Raw genomic sequence first — 14373 nt, forward strand, 5'->3', positions numbered from 1 at the left:
TTCACACGGACCGGCACCGTCCGCAAGTCCGGCGCCGGGCGCGCGATTTCTTCAAGGAAATCGCAGCGGAGCCTTCAAAGGCTCCGGTCCGGAGTTTTTGAAAACTCCGGCTCGCAGCGTTGGGCGGCAGAGGGGTGTCAGCTGAACACCCCCTCGCAATACCAGCCGTCATTCACCGCGCCGCCCTGACCAAAGAACAGCCACAACCGCTCACCGTCCTCAGCCTCGATCCGCCAGTAGTCCCGCGCGCCGCTGCGCCAGTCGGGGTCTTCCAGCCACCATTCGGGTTGCAACCGCTCCGGTCCCACCGCCATGCGCACTGCATATTCCCGCCGCCGCCAACGGAACCGCGGGGGCGGATCAGATCGGCCCTCCATGGGGCCAGACACGTCCACCGGCTCGGGGCGCATCAGCAGCAGCGGTCGGGGACCGGGGGCCGCAGGCCATGGCCCGTCATGCGCCACACTCCATGCCGCCATCAGCACCTGCGCGGCCTTCGCAGGCACATGGCTGTCCGCCGGATGCAGCCGCGTGATCGCCTCATGCCCCAGTCGCGCCCCCAAGCGCCCGATCAGATCGTCCAGCGCATGGGCCGCTCCCTGACCCGCGCCCTGCCCCACGCCCGAAGCCGCCCCAGAAGCCGCCCCCGCCATGGCACTCTGCGTTGCGTCGATCTGGCCGCGGTGCTGCTGCGCTGTCACAGCCTCGGTCGCCAGCGCCTCAAGCCGCAGGCAATCAATGCCAAAGCCCGCGTCGATCTGCTCCAGCTTCAGATGGATCAGCGGGCGAAGGCGATCCGGGCTGTCGGCTGCGCGGGCCAGCCCCACCTCGACCATGGCCACCCCACCATCGGCCCGGAACGCCTGCACCGCCAGCCGCCGCACCCCCCGGCCCTTGGCGCGCAACTGCGCGCACAAGGGCGCCAGCAGCCGGTCCAGCCCCGCCTCGACATCCGATCGCAGCCCGATCGGATCGGGAAACGTCAGCCGTACCGCGAAATGCATCGGCGGGCGCGCCGGGCTGACCGGCTCCGGCTCCAGCCCCATCGCCTGATCCAGCCGCCGCAGGGTCTGCATCCCGAAGCGCCGCGCCAAGGCCGCGCGCGGGATCACCATGATGTCGCCCACCCGGCGCAGACCCAGCCGCATCAGCCGGTCCACGGCCTCGGCCTCAAGCCGCAGCGCGGCCAGCGGCAGATCGACCAGCGCCTCACGCGCCCGCCCGGGGGGCGAGATCACCGCCCCCTCCGCCCCCTTCGCTGCCGCTGGCTGCGGGGGACTGCCCCCCCGCTCCCACCCGCGCCGCTTGGCCGCGCGCGACCGGGTGGCCCGCGCCTCCTGGTCAATTGCATCGCCTGATCGCCCCGAAGCCAGCGGGGGCGCCATCCGTGCCTGCGCATAGCGCGCCAACCCCCAGGCGGCCCCCGGCGTGTCGGCAATCCCCGCCCGTACCGTCAGCCCCATGTCGGCGCAATCCTGAAAGACCTGGGCCAGCACCGCACCCTCACCGCCGAAAAGATGCGCCGTCCCGCTAAGGTCGATCATCAGCCCTGCCGGCGCCTCTTCCGCCACCCAAGGCGAAAACCGCCCCGCCCAGCGCCGCATCACCGCCAGAAACCGCGCCTCGTTCAAGGGATCGGCAGGGGCCGTCAGCAGGTTCGGATAGATCGCCGTGGCATCGCGCAGGCCCTGCCCTTCGCGCAGGCCCACCGCCTCCGCCTCGGCCGAGACTGACGTCAGGACCTGCGCCCCACCAACATCGCCCACCACGACCAAGGGGGCGGGCACCACATCCCGGCGCAGGCGCTGCACACGCTCTGCCGCCAGCCGTGGAAACCAAAGCGACAGGATGCGCCGCGCCGCCATGCCTTTGCCTTTCATGTTCCCCTATTGTTCCAGTTCCTGCCACCGCTTTCCCGCAAAGTCGAGTCCCGCATCAGGATGACAATCGCGTGAGGCCGCGTTGCGCCTGCACAAACCGGCTTCCGTGACAGTTTGCCACGCCTATAGTTGCCCGGAATGTCCAGCATGGAGCCAGAAGAATGAAATTGATCAAAGCCTTCGCGATCGGGGCCGTTCTGGCCGCCGGTGCAGCCTTCGCCCAGGAAGACCCCACCGACCCGAACGCGATTGCGCGGTCTGACCTGATGAAGACGGTCGGCATGAACACCGGCATCCTTGGCAACATGGCCAGCGGCAAGGAGCCCTTTGACGCGGCCAAAGCCGAAGGCGCCAAAGCGGCGCTGATCGACGCCTCGGCCAAGATCGAGGCGACCTTCATGGAACAGGGCGCCGCCGATCCGGCCTCGGAAGCCAAGCCCGAGATCTGGACCAACTGGGAAGATTTCCTGGTCAAGGCGAAAGCCCTTGGTGACGCCGCTAGTGCAGTCGACGTCGCCTCGGCAGAAACCATCGGCGCGGGCATGGGGGCCATCGGCGGCACCTGCAAGGACTGCCACACCACCTACCGCGTGATGAAGTAATCAACCTGACACGGCACGAAAAAGGCCCCGGTCATCCGACCGGGGCCTTTTGTCATCCGCATCCAAGGCCGAGGATCACATCGCTTTCGTCCACCGACACGCGCAGCCGGTCGGGGAAATCCTCAAGCGTCACAGTGCCATCCGGCAGGGGGTAATCCACCTTGTAGCTGCCATCAGGCACCCGCGCCGCCAGCGCAGACAGCGGCTGTCCGACCAGCCCCTGCAAGGCAGGATCGCGGCACTCCGGCCCTGCCGTGCTGCTGACGCAGCCTGCCAGCACCGCCAGCGCCAAGCCTGACGCCGGCCCCCGCATCAGCCGCACCAGACCCGGGTGATCCGGCCACCAGCGTCCAGATCAAGGTTCAGCCGGTCTGCCCGATAATCCTCGGTGATCGCCATGCCGGGTTCGATCACCCGGGTGCCTTGCGGCAGGGTCATCGCCGCCAGCACGTCACGCCCCTGCCCGACCAGCGACTGCATCCCAGCCGCACCGCAGGCATTCTGGTCCGGTGCGTCAGCTGAAACACAGCCTGCCAGCACCATCGCCAGCGCCAGCACCACACCCCTCATCCGCAGATCACCCGCTCGATCACGTCACGGTCGTTCAGCCAGAAGTTCAGCCGGTCACCGCGAAAGTCCATCGTCACCGCCATCCCCGGCTGGATCACCCGCACCTCTTGCGAAAAGCGCATCCCGTCCAGCAGCACGGCGGGCTTGCCCACCAGATACTGCAGGTCCGACGCGCCACATTGATCCGTCTGGTCCACCGGCCCGGGGTCCACCACCACGCAAGCCGACAGCAGCAGCGGCGCGACGGCAAGGGCAACAAGAGCATGTTTCATCGTCGTATCCTCAATTGCATTCCGGCCCAGTTTGGCACAGCTTGGGAAAAAGCATAAGGGAAGGAATACCACATGCGCACCCGTGCCGCCGTCGCCGTCGCCGCCGGAAAACCGTTGCAGATCATGGAGGTGAACCTTGACGACCCGCGTGAGGGCGAGGTTCTGATCGAAATCAAGGCCACCGGCATCTGCCATACCGACGAATTCACCCTGTCGGGGGCCGACCCCGAAGGCCTCTTCCCGGCAATCCTTGGCCACGAAGGCGCGGGCGTTGTCGTCAAATGCGGCCCCGGGGTCAAAAGCCTGAAACCGGGCGACCATGTCATCCCGCTTTACACCCCCGAATGCCGCGAATGCCCCTCTTGCCTGTCGCGCAAGACCAACCTCTGCACCGCGATCCGCGACACCCAGGGCAAGGGGCTAATGCCCGACGGCACCACCCGGTTTTCGATGCTGGATGGCACGCCAATCTATCACTACATGGGCTGCTCCACCTTCGCCAACCACACCGTCCTGCCAGAAATCGCGCTGGCCAAGGTCCGCGATGACGCGCCCTTCGACAAGATCTGCTACATCGGCTGCGGCGTCACCACCGGCGTCGGCGCCGTCCTGAACACCGCCAATGTGGAAGCCGGGGCCACCGCCGCCGTCTTTGGCCTTGGCGGCATCGGCCTCAACGTCATCCAGGGCCTGAAGATGGCCGGGGCCGACAAGATCATCGGCGTCGACATCAATGACGACAAGGAAGAATGGGGCCGGAAGTTCGGCATGACCCATTTCGTCAACCCGACCAAGATTGACGGCGACATCGTCGCCCACCTTGTCAACATGACCAAGACGCCTTTCGACAAGATCGGCGGAGTCGACTACTCGTTCGACTGCACCGGTAACGTCAAGGTGATGCGCGCGGCGCTTGAATGCACCCACCGTGGCTGGGGCCAGTCCATCGTGATCGGCGTCGCCCCGGCGGGCGCGGTGATCGAGACCCGCCCTTTCCAGTTGGTAACCGGACGCATCTGGAAAGGCACCGCCTTTGGCGGCGCACGCGGTCGCACCGACGTGCCAAAGATCGTCGACTGGTACATGGACGGCAAGATCGAGATCGACAGCATGATCACCCACATCCTCAAGCTTGAGGATATCAACAAGGGCTTCGATCTGATGCATGAAGGCAAATCGATCCGCTCGGTCGTGGTGTTCTGATGGCCCGCGACGGGGCGAAACTGCTGGCCGTCCTGATCGACGCCGACAATGTGCTGGCCCGCCATGCCGAGGCGATCCTGAAGGAAATCAGCACCATAGGCGAACCGGCCCTGCGCCGCGTCTATGGTGACTGGTCCAGCCAGCAGCTTGCCGGCTGGAAGAACCAGGCCCGCGACCTTGGGTTGGTGATGCACCAGCAATCGGCCAACACCAAGGGCAAGAACGCCAGCGACATCGGCCTTGTGATCGACGCGATGGACATCCTGCATCAGGGCAAGTTCGATGGCTTCGTGCTGGTGTCGTCAGACAGCGACTTCACCCGCCTCGCCAGCCGCATCCGCGAAGAAGGGCTGGAGGTGGTGGGCATCGGCGAAGCCAAGACCCCGGAAAGCCTGCGCAAGGTCTGCAATCGCTTCATCCTGATCGAAAACATCATCGACGATGCCACACCCGAAGTGGCGCGCGAGCCGAAACCAGCCGCCGCCGCAAAGGCCGAACCCACCCCAGCCCCCGTCAAGCGTCCGGAAACCGAGGCGATCCCTCTGATCCGCAAGGCGATGACCAACATCGACCCCGACGGCGAATGGTATTCGCTTGGGCAGCTTGGCCAATACATGGTCCGCGCTGACCCCGATTTCGACCCCCGCACCTATGGCAGTGCGCGCCTCTCGGACCTGGTGAAGCGGCTGACCAAACGGTTCGAGGTGCGCAAGGATGGCAATCAGGTGATGGTCCGCGACATCGCTTGAAGGCCTGAAGGTCAGAAGATCGTCGCCAGCCAGTCGGCGAACTGCTCCACCGCCGCGCGTCTGGCGCCTTCCGGCAGGACGACCGCATAGGTCACCATCGGCAGGCCCTTCAGCCCAAGATCTACCAGCCGCCCTGCCTGCAGATCGGCCCGGCAGATGATCTCGGTCGCAAGTCCCGCGCCAAGGCCTTGCCGGGCTGCCGACATCTCCAGATGCGGGCTGCCCAGTTGAACCCGCCGCATCCGCGCAATGTCGAGGCCCGCCTGTTCAAGCTGCGCATGTTCCCACGGACTGTCCGCCCCGACGATCCACGGCATATCCTGCGGTGCGACACCGGAACGAGCCATCTCGGGCGTTGCGACGGCAAGCAGGGGCACACGGGCCAGCGGGCGGATTTCCTCACCCGGCCGGGCGGTCCACCCTTCTGACAAGGCCCGGATCGCCAGATCAAAGCCGTCGCGCTGGAATTCGGCCAGCGCCGGGCTGGGCGACATCGCAACCTCCACCCCCGGATGGCGGGCCCAGAATTCGGGCAGACGCGGCATGATATGGGTCTCGGCGATGAAGGTCGTGGTCGCCACCCGCAGGACGCGCCGCGTCTCGCGCTGGCGCAGATCCTCGATCCCTTGGGCAATCGCCCCGAACCCCTCGGCAAGGCTGCGGGCCAGCGCCTCGCCCGCCTCGGTCAGGGCGACCGTCCGCCCCGACCGCCGCACCAGCGCGACGCCCAGATCCGCCTCCAGCCCCCGAACGGCCTGCGTCACCGCCGCATGGGTCACGTTCAGCGCCCGCCCGGCCTCGGCAAAGCTGCCGTGCCGCGCGGTGGCGTCAAACGCCCGCAAAAGGGAGAGTGAGGGAAGATCCCGCCAGCGTGACATGTAACCTCAGCTTTCGTCCCAAGCATTTTCCTGATTCGGAGTATCGCATGTTTCGTGGCATTCCCTGCACTATTCCAACCAACGGGACGAAAGCCATGCACGGCGTCAACCTCGACCTCCTCGGCACCACACCGCACCATCCCGATGGCCGCCCAAGGGACCCGCACGCCCACCACCAGGCCGAGCTTGCCGCCCTCGCCCGCGCTGCCCGGCGCGAAGTGTGGCGCAAGCGCGTTGCCCTGCTGCGCAGCCTAGTCAATCGCCGCTCCATAAATCCGCCGCCACAAGCCTGCACGGACCAGACGCTCTAGCGACAAGCCCTTTCCTAAGGTCGCCTCAGTCGACCTCGACCGTGACCCAGGTTTCAAAGCACACCCCGCCCGCCAGTGCCATCACCCCGATCGTCGCCCGACCGCCAAGCCCGCGTTCGCGGCCGAAGACCTCCACGAACAGGTCCGACAGGCCGGAGGACACCTTGTGCACCTCCTCATACTCCGGCGTGCAGACGACGAAGTTCAGGCTGCGCACGATGCTCTTCACCTGGTCCAGCGACCCCACCGCCTGCCGGATGCCGCCCAGCACGTTCAGCCCGGTCCGCCGCGCCGCAAGATAGCCGTCCTCGGTCGCAAGCCCAGCGCCAAGCCGCCCCTTGTGGGTGATCTCGGTCCCGATCTGCGCCACATGGCCCGACAGGAACAGCAGGCTGCCAACCCGGTGATAGGGTTTCATCGTGCCATAGTCGGCACCGTAATACCCGGTCAGGTCAAAATCCGGGATATCAAGACCCATCTCGATGGCAAGGCGTTCAGGTGAAGTCATGCTGTGCTCCTTTGCGGCCATCCTGCCCGCGATCCGCGATTCGACGCCATGGCCAATCGCAGGATGCAGACGGGCGGACGCGCCCATTGCCTGCCGTGCAGTCCTGAACCAACTCTCTCTCGAAATCCGCATTCCGCTTTGCCCGCTCCCTGCCTATCTTGGCCGCAAAGGAGAATGCCATGACCCCAGTTTCTCTTGGCCTCGACACGTTTGGCGATGTCACCCTTGGCCCTGACGGCCAGCCCCAATCGATGGACATCGTCCTGCGGGAAGTGCTGGATCAAGCCACCCTCGCGGATGAGGTTGGCATTGATTTCATAGGTTTGGGCGAACACCACCGCCCCGATTTCGCAATCTCGGCTCCGGAAATCGTGCTTGCCGCCATCGCGGGCCGGACCAGCCGCATCAAGCTTGGCACCGCCGTCACGGTGCTGTCCACAGACGATCCGGTCCGGGTGTTCCAGCGGTTTTCCACCCTGAACGCACTGTCGAATGGCCGGGCGGAGCCCATTCTTGGCCGCGGCTCGTTCACGGAAAGCTACCCGCTTTTCGGGCAGGACCTGAACAATTACGAACAGCTGTTCGAAGAACGCCTTGACCTGTTTGCCAACCTTGTCCGCTCGCCTTCCGTCACCTGGTCGGGCCAGACCCGATCCCCGCTGGACAACCAGCAGGTCTTCCCGCCCCTCGGGCGAAAGGGGATGACGGTCTGGGTCGGCGTTGGCGGATCGCCCGAAAGCGTGGTCCGCGTCGTGCGGCAGGACCTGCAGTTGATGCTGGCCATCATCGGCGGCGACAGCGCCCGCTTCGCGCCCTACATCGACCTTTACCACCGCGCCTGCGCCCAGCTTGGCCGGCCGGTGCGGCCGGTTGGCGTCCACTCCCCCGGCTTTGTCGCCGAAACCGATGAAAAGGCGCAGGAAGCACTTTGGCCGCATTACGCCGAGATGTTCGGCCGCATCGGGCGGGAACGCGGCTGGCCGCCAGTGACCAAGGACAAGTTCCTCGCCGAAGTGCAGCATGGCGCGCTTTATGTCGGCAGCCCGGACACGGTGGCCCGCAAGATCGCCAAGACGGTGCGGGGGCTGGGGATTCAACGGTTTGACATGAAGTATTCAACCGGACCCGTGCCGCACAGCGATCTGATGTCCTGCATCCGGCTTTACGGTGAAAAAGTCATCCCGATGGTTCAGGACATGCTGGCGGACAAGGCCGCCTAAGCCCCAAGGTGCTGGGCGCCACGCTTCAGCGCCAGGTCCATCTGGCGCTGCCGTTCGCGGAACCTGTCCCGGTCGCTTTGTGAATATTCGTTCACACAACCGGGGCAGCACACGCCCTCTTCATAGTCCGGATGCCGCTGGCCTGCCTCGGTCACCGGCCTCCGGCAGGCGCCGCAGGATTTCAGCCCCCCGGGTGTCAACCCATGTCCGACCGACACGCGGTCATCAAAGACAAAGCATTCGCCCTGCCACAGGCTTTCCGACGCGGGCACCTCCTCAAGGTACTTCAGGATCCCACCCTTAAGGTGGTAGACCTCATTAAGCCCTTGGCCCAGAAGATAATTCGTCGACTTTTCGCAACGGATGCCCCCGGTGCAGAACATCGCGACGCGCTTGCCCGCAAACCGGTCCTTGTTCGCCTGCCACCAAACGGGAAATTCCCCGAACGCCCGCGTTCCGGGGTCGATGGCATCCTGAAACGTGCCGATGGCGACTTCATAATCGTTGCGGGTGTCGATCACGACCGTATCGGGGTCTGCGATCAGGGCGTTCCAATCCTTGGGCTGCACATAGTTGCCGACCCGCGCCAAAGGGTCCACGTCCGGCTGACCCATCGTCACGATCTCACGCTTCAGCCGCACCTTCATCCGGCCAAAGGGCATGGCGTCGGCAGGGCTTTCCTTCCACTCCAGCCCCGCGCAGCCCGGCAGCGCGCGGATGGCCGCCAGCACCGCATCCACCCCGTCCCGGGTTCCGGCAATCGTCCCGTTGATCCCTTCCGGCGCCAGAAGCAGGGACCCCTTCACCCCTTCCGTCGCACAGACCTCGGTCAACCCCGGACGCAAGGCGGCGGGGTCAGCAAAGCGCGTGAACTGGTAAAGGGCGGCGACGATAAGCATGCCGACCTCTAACGCCGACGGGCCGTGAATTTCAAGCACTTCGCTTGACGCACCCGCCCCCCGGACTTACGCAAGAACCGCAAGCCCCCGACCTGCGCCCGATGGGAGACCGTGATGACAGCCGCAACCGAAGCCCTGATCGTGATCGACGTGCAGAACGACTTCTGCCCCGGCGGCGCCTTGGCCGTCGCGGGCGGCGATGACATCATCGCCCGGATCAACGGCTTGATGGACGATTTTGCCACCGTCGTCCTGACGCAGGACTGGCATCCGGCCAACCACACCTCGTTCGCCGCCAACCACCCGGGGGCAACCCCGTTCAGCATGGCGACGATGCCCTACGGCCCGCAGGTCCTGTGGCCCACCCATTGCGTGCAAGGCACCGCTGGTGCGGAATTCCACGCCGACTTGCGCACCGACCCCGCGCAACTGATTGTGCGCAAAGGCTTTCGCCCCGGGATCGACAGCTATTCCGCGTTCTTCGAGAATGACCAGACCACCCCCACTGGCCTTGAAGGCTATCTGCGCAGCCGGGGGGTGACCTCGGTGACGCTGGTCGGTCTGGCCACCGACTATTGCGTCGCCTACTCCGCCCTGGATGCCGCGCGTCTTGGGTTCAAGGCGAAGGTGCTTGAAGGTGCCTGCCGGGCCATTGACCTGAACGGCTCGCTCGCCGAGGCGCAAACGAAGATGCGCGCCGCTGGCGTGATGCTGGAGCCGTAAGATGGTTGATATCGCGACGCGCGTCTGGAACCACAAGTGGAAGATCGACCCCATCGTGCGGTCGCTGATCGACACCGACTTTTACAAGCTGTTGATGTGCCAGTCGATTTTCCGCAACAAGCCGGAAACCAGCGTGGTCTTCACCCTGATCAACCGCAGCAGCAAAGTGCGGCTGGCCGATATCATTGATGAGGGAGAGCTCCGCGAACAGCTGGACCATGTCCGCTCGCTTTCCCTGACGCGGGGCGAAAGCACCTGGCTGCGGGGCAACACATTTTACGGCAAACGCCAGATGTTCCGCCCCGACTTCATGCAATGGTTCGAAGGCCTGCGCCTGCCCGCCTATCATCTGGAAAAGCGCGACGGCCAGTTCGAGCTGACATTCGAAGGCGCCTGGCCCGAAGTCATGCTGTGGGAAATTCCGGCGCTGGCCGTGCTGATGGAATTGCGCGGAAGGTCGGTGCTGAACGGGATGGGCAAGTTCGAACTGCAGGTGCTTTACGCCCGCGCGATGACCCGCGCTTGGGAAAAGATCGAACGGCTGCGGCGGGTCGACGGCCTCAAGATCGCCGATTTCGGAACGCGGCGGCGGCATTCGTTCCTGTGGCAGGACTGGGCCGTGCAGGCGATGCAGGAAGGGCTGGGGCCAAAGTTCATCGGCACCTCGAACTGCCGGATCGCCATGCTGCGCGACATCGAGGCGATCGGCACCAATGCGCATGAGCTGCCGATGGTCTACTCGGCCCTTGCCGACACCGACGAAGAGCTGCGCGACGCGCCCTATCAGGTCCTTGCCGACTGGCAAGAGGAACACGACGGCAACCTGCGGATCATCCTGCCCGACACCTATGGCACCGAAGGCTTCCTGCGCAACGCGCCGGACTGGCTGGCGGGCTGGACCGGCATCCGGATTGACAGTGGCGACCCGGCGACCGGTGCGGAGACAGCGATCCGCTGGTGGCGGGAACGGGGCGAAGACCCCACACAGAAGCTGGTGATCTTCTCTGACGGTCTGGACGTGGACAAGATCGAAGAGCTGCACGCCCAGTTCGCCGGTCGGGTGAAGGTGTCTTTCGGCTGGGGCACGATGCTGACCAATGATTTCCGCGGCCTCGTCGACGGTGACGCGCTGGCCCCGTTCAGCCTGGTCTGCAAGGCGCAAAGCGCCAATGGCCGCCCCACGGTAAAGCTGTCGGACAATCCGGCCAAGGCCATGGGGCCAAAGGACGAAATCGAACGCTACAAGCGCATCTTCGGCGTTGGCGCGCAGGCGGCCCAGCCGGTTGAGGTTTAGCCCAACCTCCGCAGCGCAAAGGACGGCAAGACCCTAAGGGCGGGCCAGCACACGCTCTGCGCACATCACCGCACGGGCCAGATGGCTGCGGTGAATCGGGTCATCCGCCGCCAGCCGCGGCATCGTCCACCCAACCGACGCAAGCGTGCGGGCAAGGGTGAAGGCCTCCACCATCTCGCGGTCTGCCGTGCCGTACCCGGCCATCAGCGCATCGCGGATGTCGGGATAGGCCGGTTCGTACAGGTTCTGGCTCAGCACCGTGCCAAGGTCGTAAAGCCGGAACCCAAAGCCGGAGTCGTCAAAGTCGATCAAGGATACCGAACGACCGTTCACAAGCACGTTTTCGCGCAGGACATCGGCATGGATCAGGCCGGTGTCCAGCGTGTCAGCCAGCCGCATCCGCAGCGCGTCCCGGGCCCGGATCAGCACCGCGCGCTGATCGGGGCTGGCCGCAGGGTGGTCCCAGAACCGCCCCCAGAACGGCGTCTCGCCAACCAGACCGTCGCGGTCCCAGCGCGGGCGGCTGAACCCCTCGGGCAGGGTCAGCCCGTCCGTAACCCGGTGCAACTGCCGCAGCAACGCCCCCAGCGCTTGGTGCAAGTCCAAGGTCTGCCGCAATGGCCGGGCGAAGGGCACGCCGGCCTCGCCCAGCGCCTCCCCCTCCAGCCATGCGATGGCTGACGCATGGCGGCCGGTCGACAGCGTGACCAGAAGCTCCCCATCCCGCGACGGCAGGGCGGCTGGCACCGGCACCCCGGCCCGGGCCAAGGCATCGCACCACCAAAGCTCTGACCCGATCGCAGCCCCGGATTGGTAGCCTTGCCGGTGCAGTCGCAAGGCCGCTCGGCCCTGCGGCAACGCCATTTCATAGACCACATTCTCGCGGTCACGCAAAAGGCGGGTCAGCGTTCCGTTCCAATGGGTTGCAGCCTCGGCCGCCAGGGCAGCGGTCATTCGTCGTCCCCGATCTTGCCGCGCAGCGACTTCACCTCGCCCCGCTGGGTCTTGGCGGCGATGCGGCGGCGCTGGCTGCCAAGGGTGGGCTTGGTGGCGATCCGGCGCTTTGGCGGGACCAAGGCGGCGCGGATCATCTCCACCAGCCGTTCGCGCGCAATCTCGCGGTTGCGGGCCTGACTGCGGGTGTCTTCGACCTGCAGCACAATCGCGCCCTCCAGCGTCCAGCGCCGCCCAGCAAGCTTTTTCAACCGCGCCTTCACCGAGGGCGACAGGTGCGGCGACCGATCCGCCTCGAATCGCAATTCCACGGCGGTGGACACCTTGTTGACGTTCTGCCCCCCGGGGCCAGAGGCGCGCATGAAGGTTTCCGACAGCTCCCAGTCGGCGATGCTTAGGGTTTCGGTGATCTGCAGCATGGGCGAGAACGCTATTCTGGGGCGGGCAAAAGAGAAAGGGTTGCCGGAGTACGGCAACCCTTTCCGAGATCCAAGGAGATGAGCCAGTTAGGCATCAAAATCCAATCGGCGGTCTGTTTACCTGAAGGGCTGCCTTCAGAAAACACCCCCTCCGACTGTCCCGACACGTCTCTCCAATATCACTCTAGACACTGGATCACCTCCTTTCAAATGGTTGCCGATAAGCAAAAGGTGACACAGATTTTGTGTTTGTCAAAACAATTTACGCAACCCGTGCCATGGCCCGTGCAATAGCCAGCCGAAAGGGCACAAGTGCCAAAATCGCAAGCACAAGCTTGACGCCCCAGTCAGCCACGGCCAGTGACACCCAGAACGGCGCCTCGGGACCAAAGCCCAGAAGGGGTGTCGCCCCGGTCGCCCATGACACGTCGTTGGCGGGCTCAAGGGCCGTCATCGTGGCCGAAAACGCGATGGAAAAGAACAGCGCCGTGTCGAGGCTGGAGGACAGCAGGCTGGACACAAGCGGCGCGCGCCACCACTCCCCCGCCCGCAGACGGTTGAAGACCGCGATGTCGAGGAGCTGCGCGCACAGGAATGCGATGCCCGACCCCAGCGCGATCCGGAAGGTCACCAGCGGGCCAAACTCACCCATGATCTGGGTGCCGATGAAGGAACAGATCACCCCCACTGCAAAGCCCGCCAGCACGACCCGCCGCGCGACCGCAGCGCCCGCCAGACGGTTGGTGATGTCGGTGACCAGAAAGGCAAAGGGATAGGTCAGCGCCCCCCATGTCAGGTAGGCGCCCAGCGGATACTGGACAAGGATGTTCGACGCGGTGACGACCACCGCCATGGCAAGAATGCCCGGGATCAGGAAGCGCATGTGTAAGGGTCCGTTTTTGGCAAGGTTGCGGAGACTTGGCCCTTGGGTCAGGGCGGGGGCGGCGTATACCCGGCCCGCGCCCCTGTCAACCGGTCTGATTGCGCGGTTTGGCTTGGTCTAGTCGACCAGCACTGTCTGGCACTGCTTCGGCAGATCGGCCATCGTGAATTCACGCGGGCCCTTCTTGCGCGGTGTATCCTCGTCCGCGGGTTTCTTCTTCTTGGTGGGCTTTGGCGGGTCCAGATAGTCGGTCACCCACCACGCCAGCGTTTCATCACAGCCATCGCCGTTCTTCGACAGTTCGGCCACGGTCGGGGTCTGCGTTTCGCACAGTCGGGCCCCCTTGGGGCATTTCAGGCGGACGTGGAAATGCGTGTCATGTCCAACCACCGGGCGGATTTTCTGCAGCCATTTCTTGTCGGATGCCTTTGCCGTTTTGCACATCTCGATCTTGACCGCCGCCGCCACGAAGATGCGGTCCACCCGCGGGTCCGACGCCGCCTCTTTCAGCAGGCGGTGATGGGTCTTCGTCCAGTTCTCCGTGACGGACCGCTGATCCGCCGACCGCACCGGGATCGAGCTGATGTCCTCGCGTTCGGCCGCGCTCAGCCCAAGACTGCGTGGCGGCAGCATCCAGATGTCGGCATCCAGACCGATCTGGTGGCTGGCGTGGCCCGAGGTCATCGGCCCGCCACGCGGCTGGCTGATGTCGCCGATGTAAAGCCCCTTGCCATAGCCGATGGCCGCAGCCGTCTGCGACAGGTCCATCAGGTACTGGATCATCACCGGATGGCCAAAGTTCCGGTTCCGCGACAGGCGCATCGCCTGCCAGGTGGGTCCCGTCTCGGGGAGCTGCACCAGCCCTGCCCCGCAGCCCTTGGCATAGGACCCGATCGGCATCGCATCCTGCGTGGAAGGGTCGGATTTCGCGCCAAACAGCTTGTTGGCCAGCTTTTCGGCATGGGCGGGTGCTGCCAGCAACAAGGACAGGAACAGAATGCGGATCAG

The 14373-nt window shown here is 65.2% G+C and carries 18 protein-coding genes; 7 read left to right on the plus strand and 11 right to left on the minus strand.

The window, feature by feature from the left end:
- Positions 1-137 precede the first annotated feature (137 nt).
- Positions 138-1865: a Y-family DNA polymerase gene (locus EI545_RS02825; protein ID WP_125327212.1), complete on the minus strand. Its 1728-nt coding sequence runs from the start codon at positions 1863-1865 to the stop codon at positions 138-140.
- 176 nt (positions 1866-2041) lie between these two features.
- Here EI545_RS02825 and EI545_RS02830 point away from each other — a divergent pair, with 176 nt between their 5' ends.
- On the plus strand, positions 2042-2482 hold the full coding sequence (locus tag EI545_RS02830) for a c-type cytochrome (protein ID WP_125324062.1): 441 nt from the start codon (positions 2042-2044) through the stop codon (positions 2480-2482).
- Positions 2483-2534: 52 nt separating this feature from the next.
- On the opposite strand, the gene EI545_RS02835 is transcribed toward EI545_RS02830, so the two are convergent.
- From EI545_RS02835 to EI545_RS02845, 3 genes are read right to left on the minus strand one after another with little or no spacing between them, the layout of a single operon-like run.
- Positions 2535-2795 (minus strand): hypothetical protein, encoded by a 261-nt coding sequence (locus EI545_RS02835; protein ID WP_125324063.1) that lies wholly within the window; start codon positions 2793-2795, stop codon positions 2535-2537.
- Entirely contained in the window at positions 2795-3052 is a 258-nt protein-coding gene (locus EI545_RS02840; protein ID WP_125324064.1) for an I78 family peptidase inhibitor, read from the minus strand. Before EI545_RS02840 ends, EI545_RS02835 begins: the two co-directional genes overlap by 1 nt.
- The gene (locus tag EI545_RS02845) at positions 3049-3324 is read right to left on the minus strand and encodes an I78 family peptidase inhibitor (RefSeq protein WP_125324065.1); all 276 of its coding nucleotides are present in this window, start codon (positions 3322-3324) and stop codon (positions 3049-3051) included. The genes EI545_RS02840 and EI545_RS02845 overlap by 4 nt, the downstream gene beginning before the upstream one ends.
- A gap of 72 nt (positions 3325-3396) precedes the next feature.
- Between EI545_RS02845 and EI545_RS02850 the strand changes: the two genes are divergently transcribed.
- A complete protein-coding gene (locus tag EI545_RS02850; RefSeq protein WP_125324066.1) occupies positions 3397-4527 on the plus strand; it encodes an S-(hydroxymethyl)glutathione dehydrogenase/class III alcohol dehydrogenase in 1131 nt (376 codons plus the stop codon).
- The gene (locus EI545_RS02855; RefSeq protein ID WP_125324067.1) at positions 4527-5276 is read left to right on the plus strand and encodes an NYN domain-containing protein; all 750 of its coding nucleotides are present in this window, start codon (positions 4527-4529) and stop codon (positions 5274-5276) included. The genes EI545_RS02850 and EI545_RS02855 overlap by 1 nt, the downstream gene beginning before the upstream one ends.
- A gap of 11 nt (positions 5277-5287) precedes the next feature.
- Here the strand turns inward: EI545_RS02855 and EI545_RS02860 are convergent, their stop codons facing one another.
- Positions 5288-6154, minus strand: a complete 867-nt coding sequence (locus EI545_RS02860; protein WP_125324068.1) for a LysR substrate-binding domain-containing protein — start codon at positions 6152-6154, stop codon at positions 5288-5290.
- Positions 6155-6201: 47 nt separating this feature from the next.
- Here EI545_RS02860 and EI545_RS02865 point away from each other — a divergent pair, with 47 nt between their 5' ends.
- Positions 6202-6465: a hypothetical protein gene (locus EI545_RS02865; RefSeq protein ID WP_125324069.1), complete on the plus strand. Its 264-nt coding sequence runs from the start codon at positions 6202-6204 to the stop codon at positions 6463-6465.
- Positions 6466-6490: 25 nt separating this feature from the next.
- On the opposite strand, the gene EI545_RS02870 is transcribed toward EI545_RS02865, so the two are convergent.
- Positions 6491-6973 (minus strand): RidA family protein, encoded by a 483-nt coding sequence (locus EI545_RS02870; protein WP_125324070.1) that lies wholly within the window; start codon positions 6971-6973, stop codon positions 6491-6493.
- Between the two features lie 179 nt (positions 6974-7152).
- On the opposite strand from EI545_RS02870, the gene EI545_RS02875 reads away from it, so the two are divergent.
- Positions 7153-8193, plus strand: a complete 1041-nt coding sequence (locus tag EI545_RS02875; RefSeq protein ID WP_125324071.1) for an LLM class flavin-dependent oxidoreductase — start codon at positions 7153-7155, stop codon at positions 8191-8193.
- Here EI545_RS02875 and trhO read toward each other — a convergent pair.
- Entirely contained in the window at positions 8190-9092 is a 903-nt protein-coding gene (trhO, locus tag EI545_RS02880) for an oxygen-dependent tRNA uridine(34) hydroxylase TrhO (protein WP_125324072.1), read from the minus strand. The two genes, EI545_RS02875 and trhO, sit on opposite strands and share 4 nt — an antisense overlap.
- Positions 9093-9206: 114 nt before the next feature.
- Between trhO and pncA the strand changes: the two genes are divergently transcribed.
- Both pncA and pncB read left to right on the plus strand, forming a co-directional pair.
- Positions 9207-9815 (plus strand): bifunctional nicotinamidase/pyrazinamidase, encoded by a 609-nt coding sequence (pncA, locus tag EI545_RS02885; protein WP_125324073.1) that lies wholly within the window; start codon positions 9207-9209, stop codon positions 9813-9815.
- Position 9816: 1 nt separating this feature from the next.
- Positions 9817-11109 (plus strand): nicotinate phosphoribosyltransferase, encoded by a 1293-nt coding sequence (gene pncB / locus EI545_RS02890; RefSeq protein WP_125324074.1) that lies wholly within the window; start codon positions 9817-9819, stop codon positions 11107-11109.
- Between the two features lie 33 nt (positions 11110-11142).
- On the opposite strand, the gene EI545_RS02895 is transcribed toward pncB, so the two are convergent.
- The 4 genes from EI545_RS02895 to mepA form a co-directional block, all read right to left on the minus strand.
- On the minus strand, positions 11143-12063 hold the full coding sequence (locus tag EI545_RS02895) for a phosphotransferase enzyme family protein (protein WP_125324075.1): 921 nt from the start codon (positions 12061-12063) through the stop codon (positions 11143-11145).
- Positions 12060-12482, minus strand: a complete 423-nt coding sequence (arfB, locus tag EI545_RS02900) for an alternative ribosome rescue aminoacyl-tRNA hydrolase ArfB (protein WP_125324076.1) — start codon at positions 12480-12482, stop codon at positions 12060-12062. Before arfB ends, EI545_RS02895 begins: the two co-directional genes overlap by 4 nt.
- A 262-nt stretch (positions 12483-12744) precedes the next feature.
- Positions 12745-13365, minus strand: a complete 621-nt coding sequence (locus tag EI545_RS02905) for a queuosine precursor transporter (protein WP_125324077.1) — start codon at positions 13363-13365, stop codon at positions 12745-12747.
- Between the two features lie 117 nt (positions 13366-13482).
- A complete protein-coding gene (gene mepA, locus EI545_RS02910) occupies positions 13483-14373 on the minus strand; it encodes a penicillin-insensitive murein endopeptidase (RefSeq protein WP_125327213.1) in 891 nt (296 codons plus the stop codon).

The sequence above is a fragment of the Tabrizicola piscis genome (assembly GCF_003940805.1).
GTDB lineage: Bacteria > Pseudomonadota > Alphaproteobacteria > Rhodobacterales > Rhodobacteraceae > Tabrizicola > Tabrizicola piscis.

Coding starts and splice junctions, on each gene's coding strand:
- EI545_RS02845 (WP_125324065.1), bottom strand. CDS start 3,324: ATGAAACATGCTCTTGTTGCCCTTGCCGTCGCGCCGCTGCTGCTGTCG.
- pncA (WP_125324073.1), top strand. CDS start 9,207: ATGACAGCCGCAACCGAAGCCCTGATCGTGATCGACGTGCAGAACGAC.
- trhO (WP_125324072.1), bottom strand. CDS start 9,092: ATGCTTATCGTCGCCGCCCTTTACCAGTTCACGCGCTTTGCTGACCCC.
- EI545_RS02895 (WP_125324075.1), bottom strand. CDS start 12,063: ATGACCGCTGCCCTGGCGGCCGAGGCTGCAACCCATTGGAACGGAACG.
- EI545_RS02850 (WP_125324066.1), top strand. CDS start 3,397: ATGCGCACCCGTGCCGCCGTCGCCGTCGCCGCCGGAAAACCGTTGCAG.
- EI545_RS02870 (WP_125324070.1), bottom strand. CDS start 6,973: ATGACTTCACCTGAACGCCTTGCCATCGAGATGGGTCTTGATATCCCG.
- EI545_RS02865 (WP_125324069.1), top strand. CDS start 6,202: ATGTTTCGTGGCATTCCCTGCACTATTCCAACCAACGGGACGAAAGCC.
- EI545_RS02860 (WP_125324068.1), bottom strand. CDS start 6,154: ATGTCACGCTGGCGGGATCTTCCCTCACTCTCCCTTTTGCGGGCGTTT.
- EI545_RS02835 (WP_125324063.1), bottom strand. CDS start 2,795: ATGCGGGGGCCGGCGTCAGGCTTGGCGCTGGCGGTGCTGGCAGGCTGC.
- arfB (WP_125324076.1), bottom strand. CDS start 12,482: ATGCTGCAGATCACCGAAACCCTAAGCATCGCCGACTGGGAGCTGTCG.
- EI545_RS02905 (WP_125324077.1), bottom strand. CDS start 13,365: ATGCGCTTCCTGATCCCGGGCATTCTTGCCATGGCGGTGGTCGTCACC.
- EI545_RS02840 (WP_125324064.1), bottom strand. CDS start 3,052: ATGAGGGGTGTGGTGCTGGCGCTGGCGATGGTGCTGGCAGGCTGTGTT.
- EI545_RS02825 (WP_125327212.1), bottom strand. CDS start 1,865: ATGGCGGCGCGGCGCATCCTGTCGCTTTGGTTTCCACGGCTGGCGGCA.
- pncB (WP_125324074.1), top strand. CDS start 9,817: ATGGTTGATATCGCGACGCGCGTCTGGAACCACAAGTGGAAGATCGAC.
- EI545_RS02875 (WP_125324071.1), top strand. CDS start 7,153: ATGACCCCAGTTTCTCTTGGCCTCGACACGTTTGGCGATGTCACCCTT.
- EI545_RS02855 (WP_125324067.1), top strand. CDS start 4,527: ATGGCCCGCGACGGGGCGAAACTGCTGGCCGTCCTGATCGACGCCGAC.
- EI545_RS02830 (WP_125324062.1), top strand. CDS start 2,042: ATGAAATTGATCAAAGCCTTCGCGATCGGGGCCGTTCTGGCCGCCGGT.